Raw genomic sequence first — 12,315 nt, 5'->3', positions numbered from 1 at the left:
GTCAACCTACATTGACACCATGAGTCAGGCGACGGAACTCGCGGCGGCGGCCGGCAGCACCGACCCCAAGGTCGGCCTGCGTGCCGTGCTCGCCCTGCGCCGGCTGCTGGAGCGGCTGGAGGTGATCCAGGTGGACAACGCCCGGCGACAGGGCTGGTCCTGGCAGGAGATCGCCGACGCCCTCGAGGTCAGCCGGCAGGCGGTCCACAAGAAGCACGCCGGGCGACCGGCGGTACGCGACAGCTGGGAGGCGTGATGTTCGAACGATTCACCGACCGGGCCCGTGCCGTGGTGCACCACGCGCTCGACGAGGCCCGCACCGAGGGACGGCGGCCGGTCGGCACCGAGCACCTGCTGCTGGGCGTGCTCGCCGACCGCGACAACCTGGCGGTACGGCTGCTCGCGGCCGGTGGCGTCGAGGCCGACGCCCTGCGCGCCGCGGTGACCCGCCACACCGCGCAGGGCGTGGACGGGCTCGGCGCGGCGGACGCCGCGGCACTGCGCGAGATCGGCATCGACCTCGCCGCGATAGTGGCCCGGATCGAGGAGTCCTTCGGCCCGGACGCGCTGCGTGAGGCGACCCCGCGCCCGCGCCGGTGGTGGCGTCGCGGGACGCACCACGGCACGTTCTCGCCCCGCGCCAAGAAGGTGCTGGAGCTGTCGCTGCGCGAGGCGCTGCGGCTGCGCCACCGGCACATCGGCACCGAACACATCCTGCTCGGCCTGCTGCGCGAGGGCGACGGCCTGGCCGCCGCGGTGCTCACCGAGGCCGGGGTGGACATCGACGACCTGCGACGCCGCATCGACACGGCGCTGCGCGAGGCCGCCTGACCCGTACCCGGTTTTCAAACCTGTTTGCGGCCATCGCAACGTCCCGCTGCGCCGGGTCGCCGTCACGCCCCGTGTCCTGCACACTGACGCCGTGGACGGTGCAGACGACAAGCGCCCGGTGAACGCGGAGAACCGCACCCCGCGCTCGGCAGTGGTGGTCAACCCGGTGAAGGTGGCCGACCTGGACGAGTTCCGCCGGACCGTGGAGGGCGCGCTCGCCGCCGCCGGCTGGCCGGCCCCGACCTGGTACGAGACGACAGTCGAGGACCCGGGCCGCGGGCAGACGGAACAGGCGGTGAAGGCGGGCGCGGAGGTCGTCTTCGCCTGCGGCGGCGACGGCACGGTGATGGCGTGCGTGACCGCGCTGGCCGGCACCGACGTGGCGCTGGCGGTGCTGCCCCAGGGCACCGGAAACCTCCTCGCCGCCAACCTCGGCCTCTCGAACGACCTGGCCGCCGGGCTCCAGGTCGCCGTCGAACGCGGGATGCGCCGCCTCGACGTCGGCGTGGTCGGCGACCAGTGCTTCGCGGTGATGGCCGGGATGGGCTTCGACGCCCAGATGCTCGACTCCACCTCCGAGACCACCAAGAAGCGGATCGGCTGGCCGGCGTACCTGATGGGCGCCGCCCGCCACCTGCGCGACCGGCCGATGCGGGTCTCGGTGCGCATCGACGGCCGCCCGCCGCTGCGCCGCCGGGCCCGGTCGGTCCTGGTCGCCAACGTCGGGCGCCTGCAGGGCGGGGTACGCCTGCTCACCGACGCCGAGCCGGACGACGGCTGGCTCGACGTGGCGGTGCTGACACCGCGCGCGCTGCGTCACTGGCTCGCCATGGGCTGGGCGGTGCTGCGCCGCCGCGACAGCGTGCCCCGGATGGAGGTGTTCCGGGCCCGCTCGGTCGAGATCACCAGCACCCGGGCGCAGCCCCGGCAGCTCGACGGCGACCTGATCGAGCCGGGCCGCTCGCTGAAGGCCACCATCCGCCCCGAGTCGCTCTGGCTCTGCGTACCGCGCCCCGAGGAGCACCCCGACCTGGCGGTGGACGCCGACGCGGTCGGCGAGCGCGGCGAGCACCTGGTCGAGGAGGCCCGCCGTGAGTAGCACCAAGCTGGTCCCCGAGACCCGGTTGATGACCGAGAACGAGCTGTCCGCCGACGACGCCTGGCACACGCTGCGCCGGCACGGCGGCTGGTGCCTGCTGCGGGACGCGTTCGTCCGGTTCCGCTACGGCGACGGCTTCAGCCACTCCCGGGCGCTGGGGTTGCAGCTCTGCCTGGCGGTGGTGCCGTTCCTGATCGCGCTCACCGGCCTGATCACCGACCTGGGGGTGGACGAGGGCGGCAAGGTCGTCGCGGACACCGTACTGGCCATCACGCCCGGCCAGAGCGAGGCGATGGTGCAGGACCTGCTGACCGACAGCGAGCGCAGCGAGGACGCCGGCGAGCTGGCGCTGACCCTCGGCCTGCTCACCGGGCTGGTCGCGCTGACCACCACGATGGCGCAGATCGAGCGGGGCGCGAACCGGATCTACGGCGTCGAGCGGGACCGCCCGGCGCTGGCCAAGTACCTGCGCGCCACGGTCCTCGCGGTGGTCGCCGGCGTACCCGCGCTGGCCGGCTTCCTCATCCTGGTCGGCGGCCGGGCGATGGGCGAGTCGGTACGGCGGCACTACGAGTGGGGCGACGCCGCGATGGCCGGATGGGACGTGATCCGCTGGCCGCTGAGCCTCGGCCTGACGGTGATCGCCGTCGCGGTGCTGTTCCGGCACGCGCCGCGACGCCGGCAGCCCGGCCTGTCCTGGCTCGTCTTCGGCGCGGCCATCGCCATCGCGATCTGGTGGCTGGCCAGCCTGCTGCTGGCCGCCTACGTGAAGTACAGCGGCGGATTCGGCCAGACCTACGGCGCGTTGACCGGCATGATGGCGCTGTTGCTCTGGGCCAACCTCACCGGCATGGCGCTCTTCGGCGGGCTGGCCTTCGCCGCCCAGCTGGAGGCGATGCGCATCGGCGTGGAGGAGCCGGCCCAGCCGGATCTGTGGCAGCCGGAGGCGCACCGCGAGGACCTGTTCGACACCGGTGAGATGACCTCGCTCTGACGCCGCGCCGGTCCGGCGTGTACGGGACACGCCGATCGGGTACAGCGCGCCTCGCAGAGGAACGAGGGAGGTGCGGTGTGACCGCGGTCAAGGAAGCCGGGCGCCGGCCGCTGGGCCATTTCGCCGAGCGGAGTCTGGCGGGCCTGCTCGCCGTGGCCGGTGCGGGAGTCGGGTTCGGGCTGCTCCTGATGCTCGTCCGGTTCCGCTGGAGCCCGCTGCGCGATGCCGATCATGCGGCGGCCGAGTGGTTCAACGGCCTGGTGGCGCCGCACGGCCCGCTGGTCACAGTGCTCCAGGCGATCACCGACCTGGGCGGCCGGCCGGTGCTGATCTGGCTGGTCACCATCGCGGTGGTGGGTCTGCTGATCCGCCGCCAGTCCCGGCTGGCGGTCTACCTGATCGTCACCGGCGTGGGCGGGCTGATCCTCGACCCGTCGCTCAAGGCGCTCGTCGGCCGGCTGCGCCCGGTGGTGGACGTGCCGATCGCCGACGCCCCCGGCAACAGCTTCCCCAGCGGGCACGCGCTCGGCTCGTTCGTCGCGTACGGGGCGCTGCTGCTGGTGTTCCTGCCGGCCATGTCGCCGCGCTGGCGCAAGCCCGCCATCGCCGTCGCCGCCGTGCTTGTCTTCCTGGTCGGGCTGACCCGGATCGCGCTGGGCGTGCACTTCGTGTCCGACGTGATCGGCGGCTGGCTGCTCGGCGCGGCCTGGCTGGGCGTCACCGCGTACGCCTTCCGGTTGTGGCGGCGCGAGCGCGGCCGGCCGGTGCCGCCGCTGCGCGAGGGCCTGGAACCGGAGGCGGGCGACGAGCTGGCGCTCGCGCCGGACGAGGAGAAGGTGCTGGAGCACCCCCGCTCCGCGGTGGCCGAGCTGCTGGTCGGCTGGGTGCTCGTCTTCGGCGCGCTCTACGCGTTCGGCATGTTCGTCAGCTACCACGCCAAGGGCACGTTCTTCGACACGCTCGACACGAAGGTGCCGCGCTGGTTCGCCGAGCGGCACACCGACGCGCTCACCGACCTGAGCTGGTGGTGGAGCAAGTTCGGCGACACCCACGCCATCCTGCTGGTGTCGCTGGTGTTCTGCCCGATCGTGCTGGCCGTGTGGCGGCGCTGGCGGCCGGTGCTGTACGTGGTGCTGGCGATGTTCGGCGAGCTGAGCCTCTTCCTGGCCAGCGCCCGGGTGGTGGACCGGCCCCGGCCGCCGGTGGAGAACCTGGACGGGCAGATGCCCACCTCGTCGTTCCCCTCGGGGCACATCGCGGCCACCATCTGCCTCTGGGCGGCCATGGCGGTCATCGTGTTCCCGCGTACCGACAGGTGGTGGCGGTGGCTGTTCGTGGGCATGGCCGTGCTGATGCCGGTCGGCGTGGCCACCTCGCGGATGTACCGGGGCATGCACCACCCGACCGACTTCATGGGCGCGATCCTGCTCGGCGCGCTCTGGCTGTCGCTGCTGTACTGGGTGATCAAGCCGAACGCCGACGTGTACGAGGGCAACCAGCCGGCGATCGAGTCCGAACAGGTGGACGAGCTGGACGACGAGCTGGCCAAGGCCGCGCGGCCGGACTGAGCCGATGCTGCGGGTGATGACCTGGAACATCCGGACCGGCGGGCGGGACGCGGGCGGCGCCGACCGCCGGGACCGGATCGTCTCGGTCGTCACCGCGCAGCGCCCCGACGTGCTGGCGATGCAGGAGCTGCGCGGCATGGACGCCACGCTGGGCGGCCTGGCCGACCGGCTCGGGATGGCGGCGTACCTGGCCCGGTCCTGTCTCGGCCAGCCGGTGGCGGTGCTGGTCCGCCCGCCGCTGCGGGTGCTGCGCGCAGGCCGGGTCCGCCGCCCGTTCCACCACGCCGCCGCCCGGGTACAGGTCGCCACCGGCGCGGGACCGCTGACCGTGCTGAGCACGCACCTGTACCCCTACTCGGGTGGGCGGCGGCGGATGGAGGCGGACTGGCTCGCCGCCGCGCTGCGGCGGACCGGGGGAGAGCTGGCGCTGCTGGCCGGGGACCTGAACACGCTGGAGCCCACCGTCGACCACACCGCCCGGCTGGCCGGGCTGGCCACTCCGTACCGGCGGCGGCACCTGCGCCGCGACGGCCGTACCGTGGACACCCGCGCGGTGGCCCGGCTGCTCGACGCCGGGCTGGTGGACCTGTGGCCGCGTTCCGGCGGCGACGAGCCCGGCGGCCGGACCGTGCCGACCCGGCACGGCGGCGCCGAGTTCGCCGGGATGCGGCTGGACTATCTGCTCGCCACCCCGGCGCTGGCCGACCGGGTACGCGCGGTGCGGGTGGTCCGCGACGGTGACGCCGACTCGGCGTCGGACCACTATCCGGTGCTGGCCGAGGTGGACCTCACGGCCGGCTGAACGACGCGCCAGCCCAGACCGAAGGCGTACGTGGGCCGGGGCGCAGCCACCCCGTTCTGGTGTCGCCGCCGAGCGCGCCGGGCCGGGTTCTACAGGACCAGGTTGAGCAGCACGGTGAGCACCACCGAGGCGACGATCGAGAAGAGGATCATCAGCAGGCAGCCGAGCCCGCCCCCGGCGGGCCGGATCTCGGTGTTCCCGATACGCATGGCGTCAACTCCTCAGCGGTCACAGCTCCCGCAGCCGGGGCAGCAGCTCCTCCTGGGCCCAGTCGAGGAACATCGGCTGGGTGTCGCCGCCCACCTGGACCAGCGCGACGTGGGTGAAGCCCGCCTCGACGAACTTCTTGAACGCCTCGACGTGCCGGTCGGTGTCCGGGCCGCAGGAGATGCCCTCGGCCACGTCCTCCTCCCGGACGAACCGGGTGGCCGCCTCGAACGACTCCGGGCCGGGCAGGTCGGCGTTGACCTTCCAGCCCAGGCCGAACCAGCGGAACTGGTCGTGCACGATCTTGCGGCACTCGTCCTCGTCCGGGCCGTAGCAGATGGCCACCTGCCCGTAGCGGGGGCGGCCCGCGCCACCGGCCTCCTCGTACATGTCGATCAGGTGCGACAGCGGGTCGGTGGCGATCATCGCGTCGGCGTACTCGGCGGCAAGCGTGGCCGACTGTCGCCCGGACGCGGCCACCGCCATCGGCACCGGCCGGTCCGGGCGGTCCCAGACGTACGCGTCGGGCACGTCGAAGTGGTTGCCGGAGAACGTCAGCGTCTCGCCGTTGAGCAGCGGCCGGATGATCTGCAACGCCTCCTCGAACATCTCGTGCCGCTGCTGCACGTGCGGCCATCCGCCCACCACGTGCTCGTTGAGGTTCTCCCCGGCGCCGAGGCCCAGCGTGAAGCGGCCGTCCGAGAGCACCCCGATGGTGCTGGCCTTCTGCGCCACCACGGCCGGGTGGTACCGCCGGATCGGGCAGGTCACGAACGACATCAGCTCCGCCCGGCTGGTGGCGTGCGCGACCGCGCCGAGCACCGACCAGGCGTACGGGGAGTGGCCCTGGGACTCCAGCCAGGGGTAGTAGTGGTCGGACATGACCAGGTGGTCGAAGCCGGCGGCCTCGGCGCGTACGGCGTGGTCGACGAGTTCCTTCGGGCCGGCCTGCTCGCACATGAGGGTGTAACCGACGTTGACCATGGCACGTCTCCTTCCCGGGCGGATCGTCCCCGGATACCCCGCCCGGCGCGGGTCAACCCTGCTGTCCGCTTTCGCATTCGTCTCTTAACCGGTTCAGTTCATACGGCGCGTCAAGCGGTGTCGCCTCCCGGCCGATCCTGCTTAACCGGTTGCCTCACGCCTTCCATCGTCCTACGCTGATGCCTGCGTCCGTTCGGGAACCGGGCGGCGGCTACCGGGCTCAGTCGCCACCACCCTCTCACCGTCACCGCACCCCCGCTCGGGCACGGGGGATCCTTCCCCTGAGGACAGCCATGAAGAAACTGCTCTCCGTCGCGGGCGCCGCCCTGCTGACGGCCCTCGCCGCCGTCTTCGCCCTCGGGCAGCCGGCCCAGGCCGCCACCGGCTTCTCCGTCTCCAACGGGCGTCTCTACGACGCCAACGGTGTCGAGTTCGTCATGCGTGGCGTCAACCACGCGCACACCTGGTACCCGCAGCAGACCAGCTCGTTCGCCAACATCAAGGCGCTCGGCGCGAACACCGTCCGGGTGGTGCTGTCCAGCGGCGACCGCTGGACGAAGAACAGCGCCGCCGACGTGGCCAACGTGATCTCCCTGTGCAAGGGCAACCGGATGATCTGCGTGCTGGAGGTGCACGACACCACCGGGTACGGCGAGGACGGCGCCGCCACCACGCTGGCCAAGGCCACCGACTACTGGCTGAGCATCGCCGACGTGCTCAAGGGCCAGGAGAGGTACGTCATCGTCAACATCGGCAACGAGCCGTTCGGCAACCAGGGCTACAGCGCCTGGACCACCGACACGTCGAACGCGATCAAGCGGCTGCGCGCCGCCGGCCTGACCCACACGATCATGGTGGACGCGCCGAACTGGGGCCAGGACTGGTCGTTCACCATGCGCGACAACGCCGGCACCGTGTTCGCCGCCGATCCGCAGCGCAACACCGTCTTCTCCATCCACATGTACGGCGTGTTCGACACCGCCGCCGAGATCAGCGACTACCTGGGCCGCTTCCGTACCGCCGGGCTGCCCATCGTGGTCGGCGAGTTCGGGTTCAACCACTCCGACGGCAACCCGGACGAGGACGCCATCATGGCGTACGCCCAGGCCAACGGCATCGGCTACCTCGGCTGGTCGTGGAGCGGCAACGGCGGCGGCGTGGAGTACCTGGACATGACCACGTCGTTCAACCCGGCCCAGCTCACCAGCTGGGGGCAGCGCATCTTCAACGGCGCCAACGGCATCGCCGCCACCTCCCGGGAGGCGTCGGTGTACGCGAGCACCACCCCGACCGCCAGCCCGACGGTCAGCCCCACCGTGAGCCCGACGACCAGCCCGACCGTCAGCCCGACCCCGCCGCCGCCCACCACGCCCCCGCCGTCCGGTGGCTGCACCGCCACCTACACCGTCGCGAACTCGTGGCAGGGCGGCTTCCAGGGCGAGGTCAAGGTGACCGCCGGAGCGGCCGCGATCACCGGCTGGACGGTGCGCTGGACGTACGCCAACGGCCAGTCCGTCACCCAGGCGTGGAACGCGAGCGTCAGCAACAGCGGGTCGGCGTACACCGCCCGCAACGTCGACTACAACGGCCGCCTCGGCGCGGGCGCGAGCACCACCTTCGGCTTCATCGGCAGCTGGCAGGGCACGAATTCCACCCCCGCCGTGACCTGCACCCCCGCCTGACCCTCTCGTGCGTGATCAAGGAGTTTGTGTCCCGTTCGGACGCCTGCGGTGACACAAACTCCTTGATCACCGGGGTGGGGCGCGGGGTCAGGCCGCGACCACCTCCAGGAGGAGGGCCTGTTCGGGGTGCAGAGCCGGCAGTTGCAGGCCGACCGAGGTCAGCACCGAACCGGTCACCGTGATGCCGTCGCCCGGCCAGGCGAGCCAGCCCGGCGGGGACAGCTCCAGCATCGCCGGCTCCGGCGCCTCGGCGGGCGGACGGACCCGGTAGCGCCGGGCCGGGTCCAGCCCTGGGAGCCGCACCGCGCCCGGCACCTGCGCCGCCGAGGTGGCGACCCGGCTGACCGCGTACACCGCGTGGTCGCGGTCGTGGGCGACCACGCCGTGGGCCTGCACGGCCGGGTCCGGGTGGTCGACCCGGACCACCCGGCCGCCGTGCAGCAGCGGGCGCAGCCGCTTGTGCAGCGCCACCCAGGCGGCGAGCTCGGCCCGCTCGGTCGCGTCGATCGCGGTGATGTCCCACTCGATGCCGTGGTGGCCGAACAGCGCGGTGACCGCGCGGAAACCCAGGTCGTGCACGCGGTGCGTGGTGTGCGAGCGCTGCGGCCCGATGTGCGTGCCGATCAGCTCCGGCGGCAGCAGCAGGCCGGTCCAGCGCTGGATGGACAGCCGTTCCAGCGCGTCGTTGCAGTCGCTGGCCCACACCCGGTCGGTGCGGCGCAGGATCTCCAGGTCGACCCGCGCGCCGCCGGAGGAGCAGCTCTCGATCTCGACGTCCGGGTGCCGGGCGCGCAGCTCGTCCAGCAGCCGGTAGACCGCGAGGGTCTGCGCGTGCACGCCGGGCCGTCCGGCGTGCCCGGCCTCGGTGAGGTCGCGGTTGTGGTCCCACTTCAGGTACGCGATCCCGTCGTGCTCGCTCAGCACCGCGTCGAGCCGTTCGAGCAGGTACGCGTACGCGTCCGGGTTGGCCAGGTCGAGCACCTGCTGATGCCGCCACGGTGGCGGCAGCCGGTCCGGCGCCTGGAGCACCCAGTCCGGGTGGGCGCGGAACAGGTCGGAGTCGGGGTTGACCATCTCCGGCTCCACCCAGAGCCCGAACTGCATGCCGTGCCCGCGTACGTGGTCGATCAGCGGCTGCAACCCGTCCGGCCAGACCTCGCCGTCGACCCACCAGTCGCCGAGCCCGGCCTGGTCGTGCCGCCGGCCCCGGAACCAGCCGTCGTCGAGTACGAAGCGTTCCACGCCGACCTCGGCGGCCGCGTCGGCGAGCGCCCGCAGCCGGTCCAGGTCGTGGTCGAAGTAGACCGCCTCCCACACGTTCAGCGTCACCGGCCGCGGTGTGCGCGGGTGCGACGGGCGGGCCCGCAGGTGCGTGTGCAGCGCCTCGCTGAGCCCGTCCAGCCCGTCGGTGGAGTGTGCCGCGTAGAGCAGGGGAGTGGCGTACTCCTCGCCCGGCCCGAGCACTATTTCGCCGGGCGCCAGCAGCTCACCGCCGCCGAGCGTGGACTCACCTGTCGGGCGGCGCTCGGCGGCGGTGACGTGGTCGCCGCTCCACGCGGTGTGCACCGCCCACACCTCGCCGTGCCGGAAGCCGAACCCGGCGGTGCCCGCGACCAGCAGCAGCGTGGCGTCGTGGCCGGTGCGGCCGTGCCGCCCCTCGCGCACCCACGCGCCCATCGGCCACGGGTGCCGCTGCGGCGCGCGTTCCCGGCACCACCGTCCGGTCAGGTCGAGCAGTTCGGTGGCGACCGCCGGCACCGGCAGCACGGGCGTCAGTTCCCGCAGCTCGTACCGGCCGTCGCCGTCGTTGCGCAGCCGGTGCCGCAGCGTGAGCACGCCCGCCGGGTCCAACGTGATCTCGACGGTCAGGCTCAGCCCGGCATCCGGGTCCGCCGCCCGCACCACAACCCGCCCGGAGGAAAGGAAGGGCCCCTTGTTAACGCCTGGTGCATGTAAAGGGGCCCCTCCTAACCGCGCGGGCCCGCCGGCGGCGGCACCATCGGGCGGCGCTGCGGGCTCGTCGTGCACGTCGAGGCCGGTGAGGCGGAACGCCGTCGACCAGTCCCGGCCGTCGCGGTGACCGGCGAGACCGGGCCGCCCGCTCCACCCGGCGCTCGCCTCGGGCAGCAGCGACAGCACAGTGGGCGCGTCGAAGCTGCTCGGCACCACCGGCGGCACCGTGGCGTCGGCGAGCGCCGGCAGGTCCTCGTCGGGCAGCGGGCCGAGGTCGGCGCCCCAGTGCACGACCCGGGGCAGCCCCGGGCCGCGTGCGTCGAGCACCAGGCTGGTCCGCGCGCGGCGCAGGTGGACGATCGTCATCCCTTGGAGGCTCCCAGCGTCAGACCCCGGACGAACTGCTTCTGCAGCAGGAAGAAGATCACCAGGGTGGGGATCGCGACCAGCACCGAGCCGGCCGAGACCAGGTTGTTGTCGGTGAAGAACTCGCCGCGCAGGTTGTTCAGCGAGCTGGTGACCGGGAACTTGTCGCCGGTACGCATGAGCACAGTGGCCCAGAAGAACTCGTTGTAGATCCAGGTGACCTCGAGCGTGGCGAGCGCGGCGAGCGCCGGCCGGCACAGCGGCATCGTCACCTGCCAGTACTGCCGCCACACGTTCGCCCCGTCGACCATCGCTGCCTCGTACAGCTCGTGCGGCAGCGCCTTCATGTAGTTGCTGAGCACGAACACGCAGAAGCCGCACTGGAACGCGACGTTGACCAGGATCAGCCCCCAGTAGCTGTCGTACAGCAGCTCTGAGTCGCTCATCCAGGCCGGCAGCGGGATCTCGGTGAACATCCGGAACAGCGGGATGAGCAGCGCCTGCTGCGGCAGCAGGTTCGCCGCGGTGAACAGGCCGAGCAGCGCGATGTTGAGTTTCCAGCTGAACCGGGCGATCACGAACGCCACGCACGAGGCGAGGAAGAGCGTGAGCAGCACCGCCGGGACCGTGATGTACGCCGAGTTGAGGAAGTGCTTGCCGAACTCGGCGGTGCGCCAGGCGGTGACGTAGTTGTCGACGGTCCAGCCGCCGAGCGACACGTAGCCGTTGGCGGCGGTGTACTCGTAGGAGCGGAACGAGGTGAGCACCGCCCACAGGATCGGGAACAGCCAGCCCACTGCGACCGTACCCAGGAAGAGGTGCAGGACGACCCGGGCGGGCCGCACGGGGCGGCGGCCGGCGGAGACGGCGGTCATCGCTTGTCCTCCCGCATCACGGTCCAGAGGTAGATGGTGATGAAGACGAGCGAGACGGCCAGCATGATCGTCGCCAGCGCGGAGCCGAAGCCGATCCGGCTGGCCTCGCCGACCACGTTCTGGGTGACCAGCGCGGAGATCAGCTCCAGCCCGTTGCGGCCCTTGTTGATGACCCAGACCAGGTCGAACGCGCGCAGCGACTCGATCACCGTCACCACCAGCACGATGATGTTGATGGGGCGCATCACCGGGAAGACGACCCGGAAGAACGTGCTGGTCTCCGAGGAGCCGTCGACAGCGGCGGCCTCCCGCAGGGACGGGTCGACGCCCTTGAGGCCGGCCAGGTAGAGCAGCATGATGTAGCCGACGTGCCGCCAGCCGGCCGCGACCAGCACGGCCCAGATGTTGACGTTCGGGTCGCCGTACCAGTCGGTCTCGCCGCCGAACACGCCGTTGAGCAGCCCCTGGTCACGGCTGTAGATGAGCTGCCAGACGAAGCCGATGAGCGCCAGCGACAGCACCACCGGCAGGTAGAGCGTGGTCTGGTAGAAGCGGCTGCCGCGAATCTCCTTGTCCAGCAGCACGGCGAGGAACATGCCGAACGGGGTGGCCACCACGAACAGCGCGGCCAGCCAGAGCAGGTTGTTCTGCACCGCGGGGACGAACGGCGGGTAGATGTTCACCACGTCGTCGTAGTTCTTGAGGCCGACCCACTCGATCTCGGAGACCGGGCCGATGCCGTCCCAGTTCGTGCCGGAGAGCAGCACCGTCGCCACCGCGGGCAGCCAGACCAGGCCGGCGACGAGCAGCAGGGGTACCAGCACCATGAGCGTGATGACCACGCGGTCGGTGCGGGACAGGAGCCGTAGCCGGCGACCGCGACCACCGTTGCTGGTGGTCGCGGCCGGCGGCGGCACGGCGCGATCCGCTTGGATCAGGGGCAGGTCGGACATG

Annotated in this window: 11 protein-coding genes; 7 read left to right on the top strand and 4 right to left on the bottom strand. The window is 72.1% G+C overall.

Going from position 1 to position 12,315, the window contains the following annotated elements; translation table 11 throughout:
* Positions 1 to 19 precede the first annotated feature (19 nt).
* The 6 genes from MCBG_RS11565 to MCBG_RS11540 all read left to right on the top strand — a co-directional run bounded on the left by MCBG_RS11565 (position 20) and on the right by MCBG_RS11540 (position 5,294).
* The gene (locus MCBG_RS11565; protein ID WP_043325563.1) at positions 20 to 256 is read left to right on the top strand and encodes an HTH domain-containing protein; all 237 of its coding nucleotides are present in this window, start codon (positions 20 to 22) and stop codon (positions 254 to 256) included.
* Positions 256 to 831 (top strand): Clp protease N-terminal domain-containing protein, encoded by a 576-nt coding sequence (locus MCBG_RS11560; protein ID WP_043325562.1) that lies wholly within the window; start codon positions 256 to 258, stop codon positions 829 to 831. The genes MCBG_RS11565 and MCBG_RS11560 overlap by 1 nt, the downstream gene beginning before the upstream one ends.
* Before the next feature lie 91 nt (positions 832 to 922).
* Positions 923 to 1,930 carry a diacylglycerol/lipid kinase family protein gene (locus tag MCBG_RS11555; RefSeq protein ID WP_043325560.1) on the top strand — a complete coding sequence of 336 codons (1,008 nt, stop codon included), beginning with the start codon at positions 923 to 925 and terminating at the stop codon, positions 1,928 to 1,930.
* Positions 1,923 to 2,924 carry a YihY/virulence factor BrkB family protein gene (locus tag MCBG_RS11550; protein WP_043325557.1) on the top strand — a complete coding sequence of 334 codons (1,002 nt, stop codon included), beginning with the start codon at positions 1,923 to 1,925 and terminating at the stop codon, positions 2,922 to 2,924. The genes MCBG_RS11555 and MCBG_RS11550 overlap by 8 nt, the downstream gene beginning before the upstream one ends.
* Before the next feature lie 77 nt (positions 2,925 to 3,001).
* Complete coding sequence (locus MCBG_RS11545) at positions 3,002 to 4,492, top strand: phosphatase PAP2 family protein (protein ID WP_043325556.1); 1,491 nt, start codon at positions 3,002 to 3,004, stop codon at positions 4,490 to 4,492.
* Positions 4,493 to 4,496: 4 nt separating this feature from the next.
* Entirely contained in the window at positions 4,497 to 5,294 is a 798-nt protein-coding gene (locus MCBG_RS11540; RefSeq protein WP_043325555.1) for an endonuclease/exonuclease/phosphatase family protein, read from the top strand.
* Between the two features lie 228 nt (positions 5,295 to 5,522).
* Here MCBG_RS11540 and MCBG_RS11535 read toward each other — a convergent pair whose 3' ends face one another.
* Positions 5,523 to 6,485 (bottom strand): TIGR03557 family F420-dependent LLM class oxidoreductase, encoded by a 963-nt coding sequence (locus MCBG_RS11535; RefSeq protein ID WP_043325553.1) that lies wholly within the window; start codon positions 6,483 to 6,485, stop codon positions 5,523 to 5,525.
* A gap of 293 nt (positions 6,486 to 6,778) precedes the next feature.
* On the opposite strand from MCBG_RS11535, the gene MCBG_RS11530 reads away from it, so the two are divergent.
* On the top strand, positions 6,779 to 8,167 hold the full coding sequence (locus MCBG_RS11530) for a cellulase family glycosylhydrolase (RefSeq protein ID WP_043325552.1): 1,389 nt from the start codon (positions 6,779 to 6,781) through the stop codon (positions 8,165 to 8,167).
* An 87-nt stretch (positions 8,168 to 8,254) separates the two neighbouring features.
* Here MCBG_RS11530 and MCBG_RS11525 read toward each other — a convergent pair whose 3' ends face one another.
* Genes MCBG_RS11525 through MCBG_RS11515 form a run of 3 tightly spaced genes read right to left on the bottom strand, consistent with a single transcriptional unit; the run spans position 8,255 to position 12,314 of the window.
* Positions 8,255 to 10,486 (bottom strand): alpha-galactosidase, encoded by a 2,232-nt coding sequence (locus MCBG_RS11525; RefSeq protein WP_043325550.1) that lies wholly within the window; start codon positions 10,484 to 10,486, stop codon positions 8,255 to 8,257.
* On the bottom strand, positions 10,483 to 11,361 hold the full coding sequence (locus MCBG_RS11520) for a carbohydrate ABC transporter permease (protein WP_043325548.1): 879 nt from the start codon (positions 11,359 to 11,361) through the stop codon (positions 10,483 to 10,485). Before MCBG_RS11520 ends, MCBG_RS11525 begins: the two co-directional genes overlap by 4 nt.
* Positions 11,358 to 12,314: a carbohydrate ABC transporter permease gene (locus MCBG_RS11515; protein WP_043325546.1), complete on the bottom strand. Its 957-nt coding sequence runs from the start codon at positions 12,312 to 12,314 to the stop codon at positions 11,358 to 11,360. Before MCBG_RS11515 ends, MCBG_RS11520 begins: the two co-directional genes overlap by 4 nt.
* Between the last annotated feature and the right edge of the window lies 1 nt (position 12,315).

The sequence above is a fragment of the Micromonospora sp. M42 genome, from assembly GCF_000568915.1.
GTDB classification, from domain to species: Bacteria; Actinomycetota; Actinomycetes; order Mycobacteriales; family Micromonosporaceae; genus Micromonospora; species Micromonospora chalcea.
The sequence above is the reverse complement of the archived record's forward strand: the minus strand, read 5'-3'. Positions and strand labels throughout refer to the sequence as shown.